The sequence below is a fragment of the Curtobacterium sp. MCBA15_001 genome, assembly GCF_001864835.1.
Classification (GTDB): Bacteria; Actinomycetota; Actinomycetes; order Actinomycetales; family Microbacteriaceae; genus Curtobacterium.
Genome location: NZ_MJGI01000025.1, coordinates 414,120 through 434,863, shown reverse-complemented (window position 1 = coordinate 434,863; position 20,744 = coordinate 414,120). Strand labels below are relative to the sequence as shown.

Below are 20,744 nucleotides of genomic sequence, written 5' to 3'. Positions count from 1 at the left end.
CCGGCACCGGGCCTCCTGTCAGTGCGTCAGCAGCGGACTACTGGACGTCCTCGTCGACCCAGTCGAAGGTCTTCGTGACGGCCTTCTTCCAGAGGCGGAGCGTGCGGTCACGCTCCGCGGCGTCGAGCTGCGGCTCCCAACGACGGTCCTCCTGCCAGTTGGCACGGAGCTCGTCGAGGTTCGCCCAGAAGCCGACGGCCAGGCCGGCGGCGTAGGCGGCACCGAGCGCGGTGGTCTCGGCGACCACCGGACGGACGACGGGCACGTTGAGCATGTCGGCCTGGAACTGCATGAGCTCGTTGTTGGCGGTCATGCCGCCGTCGACCTTGAGCTCGGTGAGGTCCACACCGGAGTCCGCGTTGACGGCGTCCAGGACCTCGCGGGTCTGCAGCGCGGTCGCCTCGAGGGCGGCACGGGCGATGTGGCCCTTGTTGACGAAGCGCGTCAGGCCGACCAGGGCGCCGCGGGCGTCCGGACGCCAGTACGGCGCGAAGAGCCCGGAGAACGCCGGCACGAAGTACACGCCGCCGTTGTCCTCGACGGTCTTGGCCAGGGCCTCGACCTCCGGCGCGCTCTGGATGATGCCGAGGTTGTCACGGAGCCACTGGATCAGCGACCCGGTGACGGCGATCGAGCCCTCGAGCGCGTAGTGGGTCTCCTGGTCGCCGAGCTTGTACCCGACCGTGGTCAGCAGCCCGTTCTCCGAGCGCACGATCTCGGTGCCCGTGTTGAAGATCAGGAAGTTGCCGGTGCCGTACGTGTTCTTCGACTCGCCCTGGTCGAACGCGGCCTGACCGAACGTCGCGGCCTGCTGGTCGCCCAGGATGCCGGCGATCGGGACCTCGCGGAGCAGGTTCGACGACTCGACGTGGCCGTAGACCTCGGAGGAGCTGACGATCTCGGGCAGCATCGACTTCGGCACACCGAAGTCGGCCAGGATGTCGTCGCGCCACTGCAGCGTCTCGAGGTCCATGAACAGGGTGCGCGAGGCGTTCGTGACGTCCGTCTTGTGCACGCCGCCGTCGACGCCACCGGTCAGGTTCCAGAGGACCCAGGTGTCGGTCGTGCCGAACAGCAGGTCCCCGGCCTCGGCCTTCTCACGGGCACCCTCGACGTTCTCGAGGATCCACATGATCTTGGTGCCGGCGAAGTAGGTCGCCAGCGGCAGGCCGACGATCGCCTTGTAGCGGTCGGTGTCGCCGTCGGCGAGCTTGTCGACGAGCGCCTGGGTGCGGGTGTCCTGCCAGACGATGGCGTTGTAGACCGGCTTGCCGGTCGTCTTGTCCCACACGACCGCGGTCTCGCGCTGGTTCGTGATGCCGACCGCCGCGACGTCGTGGCGGGTGATGTCGGCGCGGGACAGGGCCTGGCCGATGACCTCACGGGTGTTGTCCCAGATCTCCGACGGGTCGTGCTCGACCCACCCGGCGCGCGGGAAGATCTGCTCGTGCTCCTTCTGCCCGACCGAGATGATCGAACCGGAGTGGTCGAAGACGATGGCACGGGTGCTGGTCGTGCCCTGGTCGATGGCGACGATGTAGTCGGCCATTGGTGCTCCTTACGGGTGTTCGGTGCCGGTCGGCCCCGACGATGGGGCCGGCCGCCGTGGACGGGTGTGGGTCAGGCGAGGGGGAGGAGCGCGTACGACAGACCGGCTGCGAGCGCACCACCGATGAGCGGTCCGACGACCGGGACCCAGGCGTAGGACCAGTCGCTCGAGCCCTTGCCCTTGATGGGCAGGAAGGCGTGGGCGATGCGCGGGCCGAGGTCACGGGCCGGGTTGATCGCGTAGCCGGTCGGGCCACCGAGGGAGACACCGATCGCGATCACCAGGAAGGCAACGGGGATCGCACCGAGCTCGGCGGGGGTCTTGCCGTTGGTGAAGGCGATGACCACGAACACGAGCACGAAGGTGCCGATGATCTCGGTCACGACGTTCCAGGCGTAGGAGCGGATCGCCGGGCCGGTGGAGAACACGCCGAGCTTGGCGGCCGGGTCGGGCTCTTCGTCGAAGTGCTGCTTGTACGCGAGCCAGACGATCACGGCGCCGATGATCGCGCCGATGAGCTGGGCGAGCCAGAAGAGCAGCATCGCGCCGACGGTGATGTTGCCGAGGATCGCCTGGGCCAGGCTGACCGCCGGGTTGAGCTGGCCGCCGGACTTGTAGGAGACGGTCACACCGGCGAAGACCGCGAAGCCCCAGCCGATCGTGACCATGAGGAAGCCTGCGCCGAAGCCCTTGGACTTCTTGAGGGAGACGGCTGCGACCACGCCACCACCCAGGATGATGAGCATCGCAGTGCCGACGAGCTCGGAAAGGAACTTGACTCCGATGTCGTCCATCGGTGACCTCCAGTGCTGTGAGAGGGGGTCCGGGCTGCTCCGGCACTCCCCGTCGAGTGATTGGGGCGAGCATACTGCCGGGTTTTCACGCGGCGCGATGGACACGTGAGCGATCGGTACGAAAGTGCACGAACGTGCAAGGGAGGTGTGCGCGAGGGGTCGCGGAGGCCGGTCTGCGCGGCAGCGGCGATGCACGAACGTGCATGACGGCCGAACGCCCGCCCGTTGTAGATTGGCGGCACTCCGGACGACGTCGGCGGTGTGCTGGCCGGTGTCCGTGTGTCCCGACCGTGGAGGCCAGCTCATGAAGAAGCTCATCAACGACCCGCACGACGTGGTCATCGAGACGGTCCGCGGGTTCGCCGCGGCGCACGCAGGACACGTCGTCCTGGTCGAGGACCCGATCCACCTGCACCGAACCGGCGCCCCGGTGTCGGGCAAGGTCGGCATCGTCAGCGGTGGTGGCAGCGGCCACGAACCCCTGCACGCCGGCTTCGTCGGGTTCGGCATGCTGGACGCCGCCGTGCCCGGCCCGGTGTTCACGAGCCCGACGCCCGACCCGATCGTCGCCGCGACGAAGGCCGTCGACGGCGGCGCCGGTGTGCTGCACATCGTGAAGAACTACACCGGCGACGTCCTGAACTTCGAGACGGCGGCCGAACTCGCCGGCATGGACGACGTCCGGGTCGAGACCGTCGTGGTCGACGACGACGTGGCCGTGCAGGACTCGCTCTACACGGCCGGACGCCGTGGGGTCGCCGGCACGGTCGTCGTCGAGAAGTGCGCGGGCGCGGCTGCCGAGCGCGGGGACGACCTGGACGCGGTGGCCGCCGTCGCCCGGCACGTCAACGACGTCACGCGGTCGATGGGCCTCGCGATCGCCCCGGGCACGGTGCCGCACGCGGGCGAACCGTCCTTCACGCTCGGCGACGACGAGGCCGAACTCGGCATCGGGATCCACGGCGAACCCGGCCGCGAACGCATCGCGATGGCGCCCGTCGACCAACTCGTCGACCGCGTCCTCGAGCCGGTGCTGACCGACCTCGCCGCCCCCGCTGGTTCGCGGCTGCTGCTCTTCGTCAACGGCATGGGCGGCACCCCCGAGTCCGAGCTCTACATCGTCTACCGGCGCGCCGCCGAGGTGCTGGCGGACCGCGGCTTCGAGGTCGCGCGTAGCTTGGTGGGCGACTACGTCACGTCCCTCGAGATGCAGGGCTTCTCGATCACCGTCACGGTGCTCGACGACGAACTGACCACGCTCTGGGACGCACCGGTCGAGACCCCGGCCCTGCGCTGGGGCCGCTGAGACCGACACACCACGAAGGGACACGCATTGGCGCTCGACACCGCATGGGCCATCGACTGGGTACGCCGCACCGCCGCGACGATCGACGAGCACCGGGCGGAACTCGTCACGCTCGACCGTGAGATCGGCGACGGGGACCACGGCGAGAACCTCGACCGGGGCTTCCGCGCCGTGGTCGAGGCCCTGGACACCGGCTCGTTCGACACCCCGGGATCGGTCTTCAAGACCGTCGCGACGAAGCTCATCTCCACCGTCGGCGGGGCGGCCGGTCCGCTGTTCGGCACCGCGTACCTCAAGGCCGCACAGGCCGCCGGCGACGCGGCCGCGCTCGACGCCGACACCCTGGTCGCGGTCCTCACCGCCGCCCGGGACGGCGTCGTGTCGCGCGGCAAGGCCGCCGTCGGCGACAAGACGATGATCGACGCGTGGACGCCGGCCGTCGACGCCGCCGCCACTGCTGCCGGCGCCGGTGAGTCGCCGGAGCGGGTCCTCGCCGCTGCGGCCGACGCCGCGGTCACGGGCGCCGAGTCGACCGAGCCGCTCGTCGCCCGCAAGGGCCGCGCGAGCTACCTCGGGGAACGCGCGGTCGGCCACCGCGACCCGGGCGCCCAGTCGACGGCGTACATCCTCCGCGCCGCGGTGGACGCGGCGTGACCGTCGGGATCCTCGTCGTCTCGCACAGCCGCGCGGTCGCGACGGGGACGGTGGAACTGGCTCGCCAGATGGCCGCCGACGTGCCGCTCGTCGCGGCCGGCGGGACCGACGACGGCGGGATCGGCACCTCGTTCGAAGCGATCACCGCCGGCATCGAGGAACTGTCCTCGGCCGACGGCATCGTCGTCCTGTGCGACCTCGGCTCGGCGTACCTGACGACGGACACCGCGCTCGACTTCCTGGACGACGACCTGCGCGCCCGGGTGCACGTGTCCGACGCCCCGCTCGTCGAGGGCACGGTCGCTGCAGCGGTCGCGGCCCAGACGGGTGGTGACGTCGCGGCGGTGCTCGCCGCTGCGGCATCGGCCGCAGGCAGCGGGGCGGACGACGGGACGGCCTCCGATCCGGACGCTGACCAGGACCGGACAGGAGGCCCGGCACCGGCCCCGTCCACCGGTCCGGCCACCGACGTGGCCGCGTCCACCACGGTGGAGCTCGTCAACGAGAGCGGGCTGCACGCCCGTCCGGCCGCCGAGTTCGTGAAGACGGCCGCGAAGTACGACGCCGCGGTCCGGGTCAACGGCGTCGACGCGAAGAGCCTGCTCGGCATCATGGCGCTCGCGCTGCCGCAGGGTGCGACCGTCACGATCGAGGCGTCCGGCGACGACGCGACCGAGGCCGTCGCCGCGCTGGACTCGCTGGTGCGGTCGGGCTTCGGGGAGTGACCCGGCGCAGGCGCTGACCGTCGGGGTCGCTGGCCTGCGTGGCTGCTGACTCCTGGGGCTCAGACCACGTCGAGGGACTGCAGCCCGGTGACCCGCACCAGGTCGAGTGCGGCGGCGTCCGGGGACCCGGGCACGACCGTGTAGACCACGATCCGCAGATCGCCCCCGGGCACGCTCAGGGTGTCGCAGTCGACCTCGATCGGGCCGACCGGCGTGCGCAGGGTCTTGCGGCTCGCTCGGTGCTCGGCCACGCGTGCCACGGCCCAGCGGCGCTCGAAGTCCGGTGACTCGCGACGCAGTCGTGCGACCAGGTCCACCAGGGCCCGGTCGGCCGGGTAGCGACCGAGCGCCGAACGCAGGTCGGCCACCAGGTCGCTGGAGAACTCCTCCTGGTGGTCGTCGTCGTACTCCACACCGTCGTGTCCGACCATGAAGTGCCGCCACACCAGGTTGCGCTCGATGCCGACCAGACGCTCGGGGTCGCCCGTCAGCGCGGCCCACAGGTCGTTCCACAGCAGGATGTCGTGCGTCGCGGTGAACACGGCGAGCGGCACGTCGCCGAGTCGGTCGATCAGGCGCTGCACCCCGGGCGTGACGTGGCGCGGCACCACCCCGCGGGACGGCGGTGCGGCCCCGGCGACGCGGAACAGGTGGTCGCGCTCCTCGGTGCTCAGACGCAGTGCCGTCGCCAGGGACCCGAGCAACTGTGGCGAGGGGTTCACCGACCGGCCCTGCTCGAGCCGGACGACGTAGTCGACGCTCACCCCGGCCAGCGCGGCCAGTTCCTCGCGTCGGAGACCCGGGGTCCGTCGGCCGGGACCCGCGGGCAGCCCCACGGCCTCCGGCGACACCCGGTCCCGCCAGGCGCGGAGCACGGTCGCGAACTCGGTCATGCGACCCATCCTGCCCCGGCGCCGGACCGGGCAGGTGGTACTGCCGGTCCCACCGTCGACCGGCACCTGGGAACGCGGGTGTGCGGCGAGCATGGTGGACGCATGACCACCACACTCATCACCGGAGCCAACCGGTCCCTCGGACTCGAGACCACCCGTCGGCTGCTCGACGCCGGCCACACCGTGTACGCCGGCATGCGCGACCCCGCGACCGGGGACGCTGCCCGTGCCCTCGGCGCGCACGTGCTGCAGCTCGACGTGACGGACCAGGCCAGCATCGACGCCGCGGTGACGTCCCTGCCCGAGCTCGACGTGCTCGTGAACAACGCGGGCGTCCTCGGGACCTCGTTCGGCGTCGAAGACCTGGACGCGGCGGCGATGGCGTCCGTCCTCGACACGAACGTGACCGGGATCGTCCGGGTCACGCAGGCGGCGCTCCCGTTGCTGCGCGCCTCGTCCACGCCGGTCGTGGTGAACGTCGCCTCGGGCGTCGGGTTCACCCGGTGGCTCACGACGCCGGGGCACGACGAGTACCCCGTCCCGTCGATCCCGTACGCCGCGTCGAAGGCGGCCGTCATCGCGCTGACCGTGCAGTACGCCAAGAATCTGCCGACGTTCCGGGTCAACGCGAGCGACCCCGGGTACACCGCGACGGAGTTCAACGGCTTCGGCGGCCACCAGACGGTGACCGAGGGCACGGACGCGACCGTCGCGCTCGCGACACTCGGGACCGATGGCCCCACCGGGGAGTTCCACGACCGGAACGGCCGGATCGCCTACTGACCACGGGACGGACGGGAGGCCCGCTGCGGGCCAGTGCCGTGCCTCCCGTCCGGGAGGTGCGGTGCAGGCCGACACCCTGGCTCCCGTCCGGGACGTGTCCGGTGACGGGCGGGGCCCGACGCGCGTCGGCTCAGTCGTCCGAGGGGGCGCGCCCGCGACGCGACGCGAGGACCAGGACCGCTGCGACGAGCAGGATCCCGGCGCCGCCGGCGATGAGGACCGGCAGGCTGGACGGCGTCTCCTCCGCCATCGGGACCGGCGTCGCATCGAGCGTCACGTCCATCTCGGTGGCCTCGTCACCGGGCTCGGCCGTCGCGCTGGTGGACGGTGTCGGAGTCGTCGCCGCTGCGGGCAGGTCCACCGCGAACGCGAGTTCGCCGGTGATCGGGTGGCCGTCGGGGGAGACGTACCGCCAGAGCAGGGTGTAGTCGCCGTCCTGGGGGTCGACGGCCTTGGACATCGTGGCGCCGTCGACCGCGACGTCCCCGGTCGAGACGTCGGTACCGCCGGCATCGCGGACCTCGATGCGCAGGCCGGAGTCCAGGCCCGCGAGTGGTGCCTCGGAGAACGTCAGGGCGACGCGGTCGAGCTGCTCGGTGACCGTCTGCCCGTCGGCCGGGGTGCTCGACACCAGGCCGGAGTGCGCATCGGCGCGGTCGGCGACCACGAGGCTGGTGAGGGCGACGACGACGGCCACGACGGACATCCGGACGCTGCGGCGGACCGCGGTGGAGGACATGCGCAGCATCCTACGGGGGCGCGCGGATGGCAGGATGACCGGATGCGTGCAGTCAGCTACTCCGAGTTCGGTTCCGTGCCCGAGGTCGTCGAGGTCGATCGCCCCGCCTGCCCGGCGGACGGCGTGGTCGTCCGGGTCGCCGCGACGGGTGTGTGCCGGAGCGACTGGCACGCCTGGCGTGGACACGACGACTCGGTCCGGCTGCCGCACACGCCCGGGCACGAGTTCGCCGGAGTCGTCGTCGCCGCCGGTGACGGCGTCCGGTCGCACGGCGTGGGGGACCGGGTCACCGCGCCCTTCGTCTTCGCGTGCGGGACCTGCGACGAGTGCCGCTCCGGCGCCACCCAGGTCTGCACGCAGCAGCAGCAGCCCGGCTTCACCCTGCCCGGCTCGTTCGCCGAGGAGCTCGTCGTGCCGCACGCCGACGTCAACCTGGTGACGCTGCCCGGCGCGGTGCCCTTCGTCGACGCCGCCGGACTCGGGTGCCGCTTCGGGACGGCCTACCACGCGCTGCACGCACGCGGCCGGGTCGCAGCAGGGGAGCACGTCGTCGTGGTCGGCTGTGGCGGTGTCGGCCTGTCGGCGGTCATCGTCGCCGTCGCGGCCGGAGCGCACGTGATCGCAGTCGACGTCTCACCGGGAGCGCTCGACCGTGCCCGGGCCCTCGGTGCCACGACGGTCGTGTCGGGACCGGACGCCGTCGACGAGGTCCGACGGCTGACCGGCGGCGGCGCGCACGTCTCCGTCGACGCCTTCGGCAGCCGGGCGACCTCGGTGACCGCCGTCGCAACGCTGCGTCCCCGGGGACGCCACGTACAGGTCGGGCTGCTGCTCGACGACGAGGCAGCCCCGGCCATCCCGATGGGCCGCGTCATCGGCGAGGAGCTCGAGCTGCTCGGCAGCCACGGCATCTCGGTGGGGGAGTACGCCGCGATGCTCGACGACATCGTCGCCGGACGGCTGCGCCTGGACGCCACGGTCGGAGCGACGATCACCTTCGACGAGCTCCCTGCGGCGCTCGTCGCCATGGACCGTCCCGCGATCACCGCCGGCATGACGGTGGCGGTGATCGACGCCGGGTGAGTCGGACCCGGGTGGAGCTCGGTCGCCGCGAAGACCTGAGGGCCGACTGGGCCGACTGCGCCGACTGCGCCGACTGCTTCGGGCTGTGCTGCGTCGCGCTGGCGTTCGCACGGTCCGCGGAGTTCCCGGATGGACGGCGTCGGAGGACTGACCGCGTCCCCCTGAGTTGACATAATATGCATTATCGGCGCCTCGGGATCTCGTCGGTGGGGCCAAAGGCGTCCGCACAGCAGAAAGCACCCGACGCCGTGGATTCCCATGGCGTCGGGTGCTTCTGGTTGTGCGAGCGAGACGGCTCAGGCGTCCGAGGTCGGCACGTCCTCTGCGTCGATCTCGAGCGCGGCTTGCTCGTCGCCGTGCTCTTCGAGCGTGCTGGGATCGGTGTCGGGCTGCTCGGGTGCCTCGTCCTGCGTGGTCTCTTCTGCCGGGTCCGGCTGGCTGTAGCTCATGCGCGGCACGCTACGCGCGCCGACCTGGGACGGTCGTCGGACGTCCGGTGGACGCACTGGTCGCGACCGGCATCGGACTGGAGGCTCGGTGTCGGCCCGACACGGAGCCTCCTGTCCGACGCCGGTCAGGCGCCGACGTACGCGGCGAGGTGCTGGCCGGTCAGCGTGGACCTGGCCGCGACGAGCTCTGCCGGGGTGCCCTCGAACACGACGCGCCCACCGTCGTGTCCCGCACCGGGCCCGAGGTCGATGAGGTGGTCGGCGTGTGCCATGACCGCCTGGTGGTGTTCGATCACGACGACCGTCCGACCGGCGTCGACGAGGCGGTCGAGCAAGCCGAGCAACTGGGCGACGTCGGCCAGGTGCAGGCCCGTGGTCGGTTCGTCGAGCACGATCACCCCGCCCGGCTCCCCCAGGTGCGCAGCGAGTTTCAGCCGCTGCCGTTCACCCCCGGACAGCGTCGTCAGGGGCTGGCCGATGGTGAGGTACCCGAGCCCGACGTCCACCAGCCGTTGGAGGATCGTGTGGGCGGCCGGGATCTTCGACTCCCCCGAGGCGAAGAACTGCTCGGCTTCGGACACCGGCATCGCCAGCACCTGGCTGATGTCCTTCCCGCCGAGTCGGTACCCGAGCACTGCGGCATCGAACCGTCTGCCCTCGCACTCCACACACGTCGTGGAGACTCCGGCCATCATGCCGAGGTCCATGTAGACCACGCCCGCGCCGCTGCACGCCGGACATGCGCCCTCGGAGTTGGCGCTGAACAGGGCCGGCTTCACGCCGTTCGCCTTGGCGAAGGCCTTGCGGATCGGTTCGAGCAGCCCGGTGTACGTCGCCGGGTTGCTCCGCCGCGACCCCTTGATGCCGCTCTGGTCGACCGCGACGACGTCGTCGCGGCCGGACAGCGAGCCGTGGATCAGCGTGCTCTTGCCTGATCCGGCGACCCCGGTGACGACCGTGAGCACCCCGAGCGGGACGTCGACGTCGACCGACTGCAGGTTGTGCCGGTCGGCTCCACGGATCGCGATGGCGCCGGTGGGCTGGCGGACGGTGTCCTTGACCGTGACCCGGTCGTCCAGGTGGGCACCCGTGACGGTCCCGCTCCCCCGGAGTCCGGAGACCGGGCCTTCGTAGCAGAGCGTCCCGCCCGCGGTGCCGGCACCAGGCCCGAGGTCGACCACGTGGTCGGCGATGGCGATGACCTCGGGCTTGTGCTCGACGACCAGGACGGTGTTGCCCTTGTCACGCAGGCGGAGCAGCAGGTCGTTCATCCGTTCGATGTCGTGCGGGTGCAGGCCGGTGCTGGGCTCGTCGAACACGTACGTGACGTCGCTCAACGACGACCCGAGGTGCTTCACCATCTTCACGCGCTGACCTTCGCCGCCCGACAGGGTGCCGGTCGGGCGGTCGAGCGACAGGTAGCCGAGGCCGATCTCGACGAACGAGTCGACCGCGGCACGGAGTCCGTCGAGCAGGGGGCCGACGGACGGTTCGTCGAGCGTGTGCAGCCACGCGGCGAGGTCGGTGATCTGCATCGCGCAGACGTCGGCGATGCTCGCACCGGCGATGGTGGACGACCGGGCGACGTCGTTCAGCCGGGTGCCGTCGCAGTCCGGGCAGGTGGTGAACGCCACAGCGCGGTCGACGAACGCGCGGATGTGCGGCTGCATCGCCTCGCGGTCCTTCTGCAGGAACGACCGACGGACCCGGTGGACGAGTCCCTCGTACGTCATGTTGATGCCGGCGATCTTCTGCTTCGTCGGTTCGCGGTACAGGAAGTCCGCCCGCTCCTGTTCGGTGAAGTCACGGATGGGCTTGTCACGGTCGAAGTACCCGGACTCGGCGTACAGCCGCACGTTCCAGCCGTCGGTGCCGTAGCCGGGGATCGTCAGGGCACCGTCCGACAACGCCTTGCTGTCGTCGTAGAGCTGGGTCAGGTCGATGTCGGTCACGCTCCCCCGGCCTTCGCACCGGGCACACATGCCGCCGAGCCGACTGAACGAGACCTTCTCGGCCTTGGCGTCGAGCCCACGCTGCACCGTGATGGCCCCGCCGGCAGTGACGGTCGCCAGGTTGAACGAGAACGCGTTCGGCCCACCGATGTGCGGCTGACCCAACCGGCTGAACAGCACACGGAGCATGGCGTTGGCGTCGGTCACCGTCCCCACGGTCGAGCGCGGGTCGGCGCCGATGCGTTCCTGGTCGACGACGATGGCCGTGGTCAGGCCGTCGAGCACGTCGACGTCGGGGCGCCCGACCGACGGCATGAACCCCTGCAGGAAGGCGCTGTACGTCTCGTTGATCATGCGCTGCGACTCGGCGGCGACCGTCGCGAAGACCAGCGAGCTCTTGCCGGAGCCCGAGACCCCGGTGAAGACCGTCAGGCGACGTTTGGGCAGGTCGACGTCGACGTCACGCAGGGTGTTCTCGCGTGCCCCGCGCACCCGGATGCGGTCGTGGCTGTCGGCGACCGGCGTCGTGGAGGTGTCCATGGCGATCAGGGTACCGACGAGTACCGGCCCGGCAGAAGGGCCGGCCACGACCTGTGGAGAACGGCCATACTGTGCCGCATGGCACTCCGCTGGTACTCGATCGTCGTCGACAGCCACGACCCGCACGCCCTCGCCCGCTGGTGGGGCGAGACCCTCGACTGGCCCGTCGTGTACGAGTCGGACGACGAGGCCGTCATCGCGCCGGCGTGGTCGCTCGACCTGGCAGGGACGGTACCGCGGGAGCAGCAGCCGCAGGGTCTGGTCTTCGTCCCCGTCCCGGAGGGCAAGACCGTCAAGAACCGCCTGCACATCGACCTGGCACCGGCACCGGACGACGCGCACGACGAACAGGTCGAGGCGCTCGTCGCCCGCGGTGCCGAGCGGGTGGACGTCGGCCAGACCGACGTGCCGTGGGTGGTGCTGGCCGACCCCGAGGGCAACGAGTTCTGCGTGCTCACCCCTCGGGAGTGAGTCGTCCCTCCCCCGCGTGGCGGACCAGCTCGGGCAGCTCGGCGGGCTCGAACGGCTCGTCAGTCGCCTCGAGTTCGTCGGCCGTCCACCAGCGGGCGTCGAGGATGTCGACGCGCTCGTCGTCGGTCCACTCGGCGTCGGACAGCGTGAAGCCGGCGGTCCGCACCACGTAGAACTCGGCGTGTCCGCGGTCGTGGTCGGCTTGGTCCCACGTGACGTCGAAGTCCCACGCCCAGACGGACGCGCCCGGATCGTCGATGACGATGCCGGTCTCCTCGCGGAGTTCACGGATCGCCGCGTCGCGATGCGACTCGCCCGGGTCGACTCCCCCGCCGGGGGTGATCCAGCGGTGGAACCCGTCGGAGGACGGTGCGTTCGTGTCCATCAGGAACACGCGGCCGTCGGGGTCGAGCAGCAGGATCCGCGAGGTGCGACGCAGACCGGGGCGGGCCGTCACGTCAGGCCTGCGTGAAGCCGGAGACGTCGCCGACCAGCCGGGTGTGGTCGGCCGGGACGGGCTCGACCGCGGCGAGGGCGATCTCGGCCGCGAACTCGGAGACGCTGTAGAGCTTGCCGACGGCGCCGCGGCGTTCCTCGATCGCACCGGGGTTGATGCGGTTCAGCAGCGTCGCGGTGATCGTGCCCTCGATCATGTCGCCGGACACGACGACGAACTCGATGCCGGCGGCCTCGAGCTGCGGCACGAGTTCGCGCAGCGCGGTCTCGCCGGCGTACTTGCTCTTCGCGACCGGCAGGTACTCCGGCAGGGTCTCGGCGGTCTCGACGAAGTGGGCCTGGTGGCTCGTGACGAAGACGACGCGCGACCCCGCGGCCATGTGCGGCACGGCGGTCTGCAGCATGTCGACCTGGGCGTCGCGGTTCAGTCGGAGCGCGTAGTCCTCACCCATCCCGGACTCCATGCCGCCCGAGGCGTTGAGCACCAGCAGGTCGATCCCACCCCAGGCCTGGACGACGGCGTCCACCATCGCCTGCACCGAGTCGTGGTCGGTCAGGTCCGCGCCGACGGCCAGGGCGTCTCCACCCGCGGCGACGACGCCCTCGGCGATCTGCTCGGCACGGCGGGCCTTGTTGCGGTAGTTCACGACGACCTTGGCGCCGGCCTCGGCCAGGTACCCGACCGTGTCAGCGCCGATGCCGCGCGACGAACCGGTGACGAGGGCGCGCTTGCCGGCGAGGGCTCCGGCGGCGAGGGGGTTGCTCACGGTGGTGTTCTCCTGTTCGGGGTCGTACACGGCCGCTCGAGCCTACCAATCCCCCCGGAGCCGACCGCCCCTGCCGACGATGTCGGTCGTCATCAGATATGTTGAACGGACTTGAACCGGTCGTCGCGACGCAGCGTGAGCCGTGCGCGTCCGAGGGAGGGAGGATCGCGTGACCATCACCGAATGGGTCCAGGCACTCGTCTGGATCGCCCTGGTCCTGGTGCTGGGGGTGGTCGAGGTCTTCACCCTCGACTTCATCTTCATCATGCTGGCCGCGGGGGCCGCCGGCGGGCTGATCGCCGCGCTCATCGGCGCACCCTGGTGGCTGTCCGCCATCATCGCCGCCGTGCTGGCGCTCGTGCTCCTCGGCCTGGTCCGGCCGCGCGTGCTGCAGGCACTCGGACGGAACGCCGACCCGCACCGCACCGGCGTCGAAGGGCTGGTCGGCATGCCCGGCACGGTCGCCGTGGCCTTCACGTCCTCCGCCCCCGGCCAGGTCCGCCTGGCCAACGGCGAGACCTGGAGCGCCCGGATCGACGCCGCAGCACCCGAGCGCGCACCCGCGCTCGGCACCCATGTCGTCGTCGAGTCCATCGAGGGCTCGACCGCCGTCGTCCGCATCCAACAGAAGGCAGCTCCATGACCCTCGCACCCGGGACGATCGTGCTCTTCGTACTGATCGCCGTCATCGTCATCTTCGTGATCGTCGTCCTCGCCAAGGCGATCCGGATCGTCCCCCAGGCGACGGCGGGCATCGTCGAGCGACTCGGCAAGTACCACAAGACCCTCGACCCGGGGTTGAACCTCTTGGTCCCCTTCATCGACCGGCTCCGCCCGCTGCTCGACATGCGCGAGCAGGTCGTGTCGTTCCCGCCGCAGCCGGTGATCACCGAGGACAACCTGGTCGTGTCCATCGACACGGTCGTCTACTTCCAGGTGACGGACGCGCGTGCGGCCACGTACGAGATCGCGAACTACCTCGGTGCCGTCGAGCAGCTCACGACCACCACGCTCCGCAACGTGGTCGGTGGCCTCAACCTCGAAGAGGCGCTGACCAGCCGTGACAACATCAACGGCCAGCTGCGCGTCGTCCTCGACGAGGCGACCGGCAAGTGGGGCATCCGTGTCGGCCGTGTCGAGCTCAAGGCGATCGAGCCGCCCGTGTCGATCCAGGACGCGATGGAACAGCAGCTCCGAGCGGAGCGCAGTCGTCGTGCCGCGATCCTGCAGGCCGAGGGCACGAAGCAGTCGCAGATCCTCGAGGCAGAGGGCCAGCGTCAGGCAGCGATCCTCGCGGCCGAGGGTGACGCCAAGGCCCAGGTGCTCCGTGCCGAGGGTGAAGCCCAGGCCATCGCCACGGTCTTCGACGCGATCCACGCCGGCGACCCGGACGAGAAGCTGCTGTCGTACCAGTACCTGCAGACGCTCCCGAAGATCGCCGAGGGCACCTCGAACAAGCTCTGGATGATCCCGAGCGAGTTCACGGAAGCGCTGTCCGGCATCGCCAAGGGCTTCACCACGTCACGTGCCGGCGGCGCCGCTGGCACAGGGGGCGCCGGTGCGGCTGCGTCCGGCGGGACCGACTTCCTCGAGAAGATCTCCAAGCTCGCGAACGAGAGCCTCGCCAACACAGCGGCCGCGAACGCCGCCGGCGGATCCTCGCTGCCGGACGCCAACGCCACCGCGGCGGACATCGTGCCGGACTCGGCGCTGGACGAACGCCTCGCCGAGTCGAACCGCAGCGTCGACGAGAAGCTCGCCGCAGCGGCCGAGGCCACCCGCCGCCAGCTGCGCGACGACGAGCGAAGCGCCGCCCAGCACGACAGGAACGCGCAGCAGGACCCGAACGGCCAGCACGACCCGAACGCCCAGCAGAACAGCTAGGCGCCGACAGCCAGCACGACGAAGGCCCGCTCCCCCATCGGGGAGCGGGCCTTCATCGTCAGTCGGCTACGCGCCGCGCCGAGCACGCAGGAACGCCAGACGCTCCTGCAGCAGTTCCTCGAGCTCTTCGCGTGAGCGACGCTCGAGCAGCATGTCCCAGTGGGTACGCGGTGCCTTGACGTCCTCGGCTGCGACCTCGACGGGGACACCGTCATCGCCGAGCAGCCGTCCTTCACGCCCGCTGCGCGGGTCGTTCCAGCTCTGCGGGACCTCGGCATCGGCCGAGAAGACCACGTCGAACGTCTCGCCGGACTCGTCCTGGTAGACCGCACGCTTGCGGTCCGAGAGCTCGACGCCCTCTTCGCTCTGGAGGCTCTGACTCCCGAGCCGCATGCCGCGGAGACTCCGATCAGCCATGGTGGACTCCTCTCAGTCGTTCACCCCTTGCAACACTGTCCCACGCGGGTTCGTTCCGACCCGGCTGCATTCACAGACGCTTCCCAGTGCGACGACGTCGACCCCACGGCGCACACGCGAGCAACACGAGCAGCCCGCCGAGCGACAGCACGAGCGTCACGAGGCCCGAGGCCACCGTCGCCGGGGTCGTCGAGGTGCCGAGCGGGACGTCGGTCACCATCGAGGTCGCGGTGTACTCGGGCACCCGGTCGATCGTCCGACCGGTCGGGTCGATCACCTGCGAGGCGCCCACCGTCGAGATGTTCACGAGCGACCGACCGGTCTCGATCGCCCGCATCCGCGCGATCTCCAGTTGCTGCAGGTTCTCGTCGGTGCCCGAGAAGTCGGCGTTGTTCGTCTGCGCGAGGATGACCTGCGCTCCCCCGCGGGCCATGTCCTGCGTCAGCCCGTCGTCGACGATGTCGAAGCAGATCGCGATCCCGGCCTTGATGCCCGCCACGGACAGCACGTTCGGCTTCGTCCCCGGGGTGTAGTCCCGCTGCAGCAGCCCGATCAACGACGGGGCCAGCTTCGAGAAGAACCACCGATCGGGCACGTACTCGCCGAAGGGCACGGGGCGCTTCTTGTCGTAGGACGACTGCCACCCGTCGGCGGTCCACACGAACGACGTGTTGTGCAGCACCCCGGTCGAGGTCTGCGTGATCGCCCCGGCGACGATCGGCGCGTCCACCGAGCGGACGACCGAGTCGAGCGCACCCGCGATCACGGGCTGCACGCGGGGATCGAACTCGGCAGACGCCTCGGGCCAGACGACCAGGTCCACGCCCTTCGCGTCGACGTCGGTCGCGGCGACCTGGGACTGCAGCACCTCGCCGGGTGCTGCGCGGTCGAAGTACCCCGCCGGCCCGTTGCCCTGGACTGCCTCGATGCGGATGCTGCCACGCACGGCGGTCGGCCACGCGGGCACGGCGAGCACTGCGGCGACCAGGACACCGGCCAACGCGACGCGGACGCGCAGTTGCAGTCCGCCGACCAGCCCGAGCGACACGACGACGGCGACGCAGTACACGACGACGAAGGACACCCCGAGCACGCCGACCCAGGCGGCCAGGTGGGCGAAGGGGCTCTCCGACTGCGACAGCGCGACGCGTCCCCAGGCGAACCCGCCGTAGGGCCAGCTGCCTGAGAACCACTCGCGTCCGGTCCACAGCGCGGCGATGACGGCCGGGAGGCCCCACACGCGTCCAGCGGTCGTCGTCACGACACGCCCGACCCATCGGTACGCGAGTGCCACGGCGACGCTGCCGAGCGCGAACAGAGCCGCCTCGAACAGCGCGAGCGCTAGCCACGGGACCGGCCCGAGGTACCGTCCGGCCCAGGAGATGGCCGGGACCCAGAAGGCGACGCCGCCCAGGTAGCCGAGCCAGGCGGCACGCCGCCAGCCCTGTCCCATCGCCGACAGGAGCAGACACGCCACCGCCGGGTACGCCAGGAACCACCATCCGGGCGCCGGGAAGGACAGGGCGAAGAGCACCCCGCCGATGACCGCGAGCGGGGCGGCCTGCCGCACCGGCAGCGCTGCGAACGGCGCGCGCGGACGCACGCCGACGTCGGGGACCTGCACTGGGCCTCCTGTCAGACCGTCGCGTAGGCGACGATGCCGCGGCGGACCGCGTCCGTGGCCCGGCGCGCGGTGTCGGCGAGGTCCGGGTCCCCGGCGTTCTTGATCTGGTCGAGCAGGTCGATCACCTGCTTGCACCAGCGGACGAAGTCGCCGGCGGCCAGGTCGAGCGAGCGCAGGACGTCGTCGAGCGGTGACCCGGACGCCCAGCGGAACATGCCGAGCGCGATGGCGGGGGTCGGCGGCTGCGAGCCGGACAGCCGGGCGTCACGTTCGATGTCGTCGAGGCGCGACCAGATCGTCAGCGTCGCGTCGAGTGCCGCTCGGAACGATCCGCGGGGCAGGGCGTGCTCGGTGCCCGGTGCGTCCTCGCGACGCGGCTGGTACACGATCGTCGCCGCCATCCCGGCGAGCTGACCCGGCGTCAGTTCCTTCCAGACCCCGGTTTCCAGGCACTCGGCCACCAGGAGGTCTCGTTCGCCGTAGATGCGCTGCAGGCGACGTCCACCGGCTGCGACCCGGAGCTCGCCGTCACCACGCGCGAGCACGGCGTCGGACTGGTCGGCGGTGGCGCGGTCGGCGGGCACCAGGTACCCGAGCTGCAGCAGCACGTCGGTGACCCGGTCGAACGTGGTGGCCACGGCCCCGGTGCGCGACCGGATCTGCTGCACCAGCTTCTCGTTGACGCGCTTGAGCTTGTACCAGCGCTCGGCCCAGCGGGCGTGGGCCTCACGCTCGGGGCAGGCGTGGCAGGGGTGCCGCTGCATCGACCGACGGACCTCGGTGATCGCGGCCTGTCGTTCGGCGCGGGCACCGTGCGAGGCCTCGCGGCCGCCGGGCACGTTCGTGCGCTCGAGGTCGGACAGGCGACGACGGAGTGCCGCGTACTCGGTGAAGTCACCGAGGTGACACTGCATCGACTTCTGGTAGCCGTCGAGGGACTCCTGCTGCGAGCGGACCTTGCGCGCCAGGTCGACGACCGACCGGTCGGCCTGGAACTGCGCGAACGAGGTCTCGAGGACCTCGCGCGTGCGCCGGCGGCCGAACTGCTCGATGAGGTTGACCGCCATGTTGTAGGTCGGCTTGAACGAGGAGTTGAGCGGGTACGTCCGACGGCTGGCCAGCGACGCGACGGCCTGCGGCTCGAGGCCGTCGGACCACTGGATGACCGAGTGCCCCTCGACGTCGATGCCCCGGCGACCGGCGCGCCCCGTCAGCTGGGTGTACTCGCCCGGCGTGATGGGGACCCGGGCCTCGCCGTTGAACTTCTCGAGCTTCTCGAGCACCACGGTGCGGGCAGGCATGTTCACACCGAGGGCCAGCGTCTCGGTGGCGAAGACCACCTTGAGCAGCTTGCGCTGGAACAGGTCCTCCACGACCTCTTTGAAGGCAGGGAGCATGCCGGCGTGGTGCGCTGCGACGCCGCGCTCGAGCCCCTCGAGCCACTCCCAGTAGCCCAGCACGGCCAGGTCCTCGTCGAGCAGCGTGCGGCAGTGGTACTCCGCCGTCTCGCGGATCTCGTTGCGTTCGTCGCGGGTCGTCAGGGACAGGCCGGACCGGACCACCTGACGGACGCCCTGGTCGCAGCCGTTGCGGCTGAAGACGAAGAAGATCGCGGGCAGCAGCATCCGCTCGTCGAGCATGTGCGCGATGTGCTCGCGGTGCGCCTTCTCGGTGCGCGGGCCACGGCGGTCGACGTAGCCGCCCCGACCGCGACTCCCCCGGTGACCACCGCGGGAGTCGTTCCGCGAACCGCCTCCGACCAGGCGCAGCAGCTCCGGGTTGACGCGGTTGGTCGCCGCGGCGCCGGACGAGTCGAACAGGTCGACCATCTTGTTGCCGACGAGCACGTGCTGTTCGAGCGGGACCGGGCGGTCCTCGGACACGATGACGTCGGTCTCCCCACGGACCGTCTGCAGCCAGTCGCCGAACTCCTCGGCGTTCGACACCGTCGCCGACAGCGAGACGAGACGGACCTCGGTCGGCAGGTGCAGGATGACCTCTTCCCACACGGCACCGCGGAACCGGTCGGCCAGGTAGTGCACCTCGTCGAGCACCACCCACGCCAGGTCGTCGAGCAGGTCGGAGTCGGCGTAGATCATGTTGCGCAGGACCTCGGTCGTCATCACGACGACGCGGGCGCGCGGGTTGACGTTCGTGTCGCCGGTGAGGAGCCCGACCTCGGTCTCGCCGTAGACCTGCACCAGCTCGGCGTACTTCTGGTTGCTCAGTGCCTTCATCGGCGTCGTGTAGAACACCTTGGCCGTCGGCTGGCGCATCGCCAACCAGATCGCGAACTCGGCGACGATGGTCTTGCCCGCGCCCGTCGGGGCAGCGACGAGGACGCTGCGGCCCTGGTCGAGCGAGTCACACGCCGCGAACTGGAACGGGTCGAGGTCGAAACGCAGGTCGTCGCGGAACAACTCGAGGTTCCGGGAGCGGTTGCGGACCCGCGCTGCCTGGAACCGTTCCGCAGCGCTGAGCCCCGTGCCCGTCACAGGCCGTACTCGGCGTCGAGCTTCGCCTGGCGCTTGGCGAGGCGCCGGTCGTGGAACCACGTCACGACGCAGGCGGCGACGTAGAGCACCGTCATCGGCACCGCGAGCAGGAACATCGAGATGACGTCGGCGCTCGGCGTGACGATCGCGCAGAACACCAGGATGCACAGGATCGCGACGCGCCAGGACTTGATGATCGCGTCCGCCGTGAGGACCCCGACGAAGTTGAGCAGCACGAGGAACACCGGCAGCACGAACGCGATGCCGACCGCCACGATGAGCTTGATCGTGAAGTCGTAGTAGGCCTTGGCGTCGACGATCGACGTGTCCTGGCTCGACACGAAGCTGCCGAGGATGCCGACGATGTGCGGCAGGACGTACCAGCCGAAGGCACACCCGGCGAAGAACAGCGGGATCGCGGTGCCGAGGAAGCCCCACACGTACTGCTTCTCGCGCCGCACCAGCGCCGGGACGATGAACGCCCAGATCTGGTAGAGCCACACCGGGCTGGCGAGGACGATGCCGATGGTGATCGCGATCTGGAGCCGCAGGTCGAAGGCCCCGGTGATCATGGGGAAGTTGAGCTCGGCGGTGTGCCCGCCGACCTTCGCCAGCTCGGTCACGGGGGCACGGAGCGAGTCGAGCACGAACGGCGTGAGGAACCACCCGCCGACGGCACCCACCACGACCGCGAGGACCGCCTTGAACAACCGGTTGCGGAGCTCGATCAGGTGCTGTCCGAGGGACATGCGGCCTTCGGGTTCCTTGGGACGGCGACCCTGCCGCTTTGCTCGCCCGCTCGCGGTCGTCGAAGCCATGCCCCGATCCTACGACAGCGGGACCGACAGTCCGCGGCAGTGCCGAGAACGCACAGCCGCGCCTGCCGACTGGCGTCCGCGCCGCGGGCCGACGTCGGCGTCCTGGTGCGTGGGATCCGGAAGGCGCGCTGGACGGGAGGCTCGGGGCGGGCCCGACCCGCGCCTCCCGTCCGGTCGCGTGGTCGCGACACCCCGTGGGCGGCCGGCGAGGTGCCAAGACTCGCCGTCCTCGTCATGTCGAGGTGGCGCGATCTGTCGCCCGCGTGCCCGTCGAGCGACGGATCGCGGCACCTCAGCAGAACCGAGCGGCGTGTTGCGCGATCTCAGGCCGGGCCGAGCGTCGAG

General features: G+C 70.8%; 20 protein-coding genes. 8 read left to right on the top strand and 12 right to left on the bottom strand.

The features are described 5' to 3' along the window. Window positions 1-37 precede the first annotated feature (37 nt). On the bottom strand, window positions 38-1,549 hold the full coding sequence (gene glpK / locus BIU90_RS13950; protein WP_071300783.1) for a glycerol kinase GlpK: 1,512 nt from the start codon (window positions 1,547-1,549) through the stop codon (window positions 38-40). Window positions 1,550-1,620: 71 nt separating this feature from the next. Continuing rightward, the gene (locus tag BIU90_RS13945; protein ID WP_071300782.1) at window positions 1,621-2,343 is read right to left on the bottom strand and encodes an MIP/aquaporin family protein; all 723 of its coding nucleotides are present in this window, start codon (window positions 2,341-2,343) and stop codon (window positions 1,621-1,623) included. Between the two features lie 304 nt (window positions 2,344-2,647). On the opposite strand from BIU90_RS13945, the gene dhaK reads away from it, so the two are divergent. Genes dhaK through dhaM form a run of 3 tightly spaced genes read left to right on the top strand, consistent with a single transcriptional unit; the run spans window position 2,648 to window position 5,028 of the window. After that, window positions 2,648-3,649: a dihydroxyacetone kinase subunit DhaK gene (gene dhaK / locus BIU90_RS13940; protein ID WP_071300781.1), complete on the top strand. Its 1,002-nt coding sequence runs from the start codon at window positions 2,648-2,650 to the stop codon at window positions 3,647-3,649. 27 nt (window positions 3,650-3,676) lie between these two features. After that, a complete protein-coding gene (gene dhaL / locus BIU90_RS13935) occupies window positions 3,677-4,303 on the top strand; it encodes a dihydroxyacetone kinase subunit DhaL (RefSeq protein WP_071300780.1) in 627 nt (208 codons plus the stop codon). Next, window positions 4,300-5,028, top strand: a complete 729-nt coding sequence (gene dhaM / locus BIU90_RS13930; protein WP_071300779.1) for a dihydroxyacetone kinase phosphoryl donor subunit DhaM — start codon at window positions 4,300-4,302, stop codon at window positions 5,026-5,028. Before dhaL ends, dhaM begins: the two co-directional genes overlap by 4 nt. A 59-nt stretch (window positions 5,029-5,087) precedes the next feature. On the opposite strand, the gene BIU90_RS13925 is transcribed toward dhaM, so the two are convergent. After that, complete coding sequence (locus tag BIU90_RS13925; protein WP_071300778.1) at window positions 5,088-5,921, bottom strand: helix-turn-helix domain-containing protein; 834 nt, start codon at window positions 5,919-5,921, stop codon at window positions 5,088-5,090. 102 nt (window positions 5,922-6,023) lie between these two features. Between BIU90_RS13925 and BIU90_RS13920 the strand changes: the two genes are divergently transcribed. Continuing rightward, entirely contained in the window at window positions 6,024-6,704 is a 681-nt protein-coding gene (locus BIU90_RS13920; RefSeq protein ID WP_071300777.1) for an SDR family NAD(P)-dependent oxidoreductase, read from the top strand. A 130-nt stretch (window positions 6,705-6,834) separates the two neighbouring features. Here BIU90_RS13920 and BIU90_RS13915 read toward each other — a convergent pair whose 3' ends face one another. Further along, window positions 6,835-7,443, bottom strand: a complete 609-nt coding sequence (locus tag BIU90_RS13915; RefSeq protein ID WP_071300776.1) for a copper resistance CopC family protein — start codon at window positions 7,441-7,443, stop codon at window positions 6,835-6,837. 42 nt (window positions 7,444-7,485) lie between these two features. Between BIU90_RS13915 and BIU90_RS13910 the strand changes: the two genes are divergently transcribed. Further along, window positions 7,486-8,526 (top strand): alcohol dehydrogenase catalytic domain-containing protein, encoded by a 1,041-nt coding sequence (locus BIU90_RS13910; RefSeq protein ID WP_071300775.1) that lies wholly within the window; start codon window positions 7,486-7,488, stop codon window positions 8,524-8,526. Between the two features lie 296 nt (window positions 8,527-8,822). Here BIU90_RS13910 and BIU90_RS18770 read toward each other — a convergent pair whose 3' ends face one another. Both BIU90_RS18770 and BIU90_RS13905 read right to left on the bottom strand, forming a co-directional pair. After that, on the bottom strand, window positions 8,823-8,975 hold the full coding sequence (locus BIU90_RS18770) for a hypothetical protein (protein ID WP_175470220.1): 153 nt from the start codon (window positions 8,973-8,975) through the stop codon (window positions 8,823-8,825). Window positions 8,976-9,100: 125 nt separating this feature from the next. Then, on the bottom strand, window positions 9,101-11,467 hold the full coding sequence (locus BIU90_RS13905) for an excinuclease ABC subunit UvrA (RefSeq protein WP_071300774.1): 2,367 nt from the start codon (window positions 11,465-11,467) through the stop codon (window positions 9,101-9,103). A 78-nt stretch (window positions 11,468-11,545) separates the two neighbouring features. Between BIU90_RS13905 and BIU90_RS13900 the strand changes: the two genes are divergently transcribed. Continuing rightward, a complete protein-coding gene (locus BIU90_RS13900; protein WP_071300773.1) occupies window positions 11,546-11,938 on the top strand; it encodes a VOC family protein in 393 nt (130 codons plus the stop codon). On the opposite strand, the gene BIU90_RS13895 is transcribed toward BIU90_RS13900, so the two are convergent. Together BIU90_RS13895 and BIU90_RS13890 are read right to left on the bottom strand one after the other, a co-directional pair. Beyond that, window positions 11,922-12,395, bottom strand: coding sequence for an NUDIX hydrolase (locus BIU90_RS13895; RefSeq protein WP_071300772.1), 474 nt, complete (start codon window positions 12,393-12,395; stop codon window positions 11,922-11,924). The genes BIU90_RS13900 and BIU90_RS13895 overlap by 17 nt on opposite strands. Before the next feature lies 1 nt (window position 12,396). After that, a complete protein-coding gene (locus BIU90_RS13890) occupies window positions 12,397-13,161 on the bottom strand; it encodes an SDR family oxidoreductase (protein WP_071301047.1) in 765 nt (254 codons plus the stop codon). A 169-nt stretch (window positions 13,162-13,330) separates the two neighbouring features. On the opposite strand from BIU90_RS13890, the gene BIU90_RS13885 reads away from it, so the two are divergent. Further along, entirely contained in the window at window positions 13,331-13,804 is a 474-nt protein-coding gene (locus BIU90_RS13885; protein WP_071300771.1) for an NfeD family protein, read from the top strand. After that, the gene (locus tag BIU90_RS13880) at window positions 13,801-15,045 is read left to right on the top strand and encodes an SPFH domain-containing protein (RefSeq protein ID WP_083403959.1); all 1,245 of its coding nucleotides are present in this window, start codon (window positions 13,801-13,803) and stop codon (window positions 15,043-15,045) included. The genes BIU90_RS13885 and BIU90_RS13880 overlap by 4 nt, the downstream gene beginning before the upstream one ends. Before the next feature lie 66 nt (window positions 15,046-15,111). On the opposite strand, the gene BIU90_RS13875 is transcribed toward BIU90_RS13880, so the two are convergent. The 4 genes from BIU90_RS13875 to tatC all read right to left on the bottom strand — a co-directional run bounded on the left by BIU90_RS13875 (window position 15,112) and on the right by tatC (window position 20,399). Then, window positions 15,112-15,462: an RNA polymerase-binding protein RbpA gene (locus BIU90_RS13875; protein ID WP_071300770.1), complete on the bottom strand. Its 351-nt coding sequence runs from the start codon at window positions 15,460-15,462 to the stop codon at window positions 15,112-15,114. A gap of 70 nt (window positions 15,463-15,532) precedes the next feature. Continuing rightward, window positions 15,533-17,086 carry an apolipoprotein N-acyltransferase gene (gene lnt, locus BIU90_RS13870; protein ID WP_139195279.1) on the bottom strand — a complete coding sequence of 518 codons (1,554 nt, stop codon included), beginning with the start codon at window positions 17,084-17,086 and terminating at the stop codon, window positions 15,533-15,535. A gap of 11 nt (window positions 17,087-17,097) precedes the next feature. Then, a complete protein-coding gene (locus BIU90_RS13865; RefSeq protein WP_071300769.1) occupies window positions 17,098-19,581 on the bottom strand; it encodes an RNA helicase in 2,484 nt (827 codons plus the stop codon). Then, window positions 19,578-20,399, bottom strand: a complete 822-nt coding sequence (gene tatC, locus BIU90_RS13860; RefSeq protein WP_368086282.1) for a twin-arginine translocase subunit TatC — start codon at window positions 20,397-20,399, stop codon at window positions 19,578-19,580. Before tatC ends, BIU90_RS13865 begins: the two co-directional genes overlap by 4 nt. Between the last annotated feature and the right edge of the window lie 345 nt (window positions 20,400-20,744).

Coding starts and splice junctions, on each gene's coding strand:
- glpK (WP_071300783.1), bottom strand. CDS start 1,549: ATGGCCGACTACATCGTCGCCATCGACCAGGGCACGACCAGCACCCGT.
- BIU90_RS13945 (WP_071300782.1), bottom strand. CDS start 2,343: ATGGACGACATCGGAGTCAAGTTCCTTTCCGAGCTCGTCGGCACTGCG.
- dhaK (WP_071300781.1), top strand. CDS start 2,648: ATGAAGAAGCTCATCAACGACCCGCACGACGTGGTCATCGAGACGGTC.
- BIU90_RS13925 (WP_071300778.1), bottom strand. CDS start 5,921: ATGACCGAGTTCGCGACCGTGCTCCGCGCCTGGCGGGACCGGGTGTCG.
- BIU90_RS13920 (WP_071300777.1), top strand. CDS start 6,024: ATGACCACCACACTCATCACCGGAGCCAACCGGTCCCTCGGACTCGAG.
- BIU90_RS13915 (WP_071300776.1), bottom strand. CDS start 7,443: ATGTCCTCCACCGCGGTCCGCCGCAGCGTCCGGATGTCCGTCGTGGCC.
- BIU90_RS13910 (WP_071300775.1), top strand. CDS start 7,486: ATGCGTGCAGTCAGCTACTCCGAGTTCGGTTCCGTGCCCGAGGTCGTC.
- BIU90_RS18770 (WP_175470220.1), bottom strand. CDS start 8,975: ATGAGCTACAGCCAGCCGGACCCGGCAGAAGAGACCACGCAGGACGAG.
- BIU90_RS13905 (WP_071300774.1), bottom strand. CDS start 11,467: ATGGACACCTCCACGACGCCGGTCGCCGACAGCCACGACCGCATCCGG.
- BIU90_RS13900 (WP_071300773.1), top strand. CDS start 11,546: ATGGCACTCCGCTGGTACTCGATCGTCGTCGACAGCCACGACCCGCAC.
- BIU90_RS13880 (WP_083403959.1), top strand. CDS start 13,801: ATGACCCTCGCACCCGGGACGATCGTGCTCTTCGTACTGATCGCCGTC.
- BIU90_RS13875 (WP_071300770.1), bottom strand. CDS start 15,462: ATGGCTGATCGGAGTCTCCGCGGCATGCGGCTCGGGAGTCAGAGCCTC.
- tatC (WP_368086282.1), bottom strand. CDS start 20,399: ATGGCTTCGACGACCGCGAGCGGGCGAGCAAAGCGGCAGGGTCGCCGT.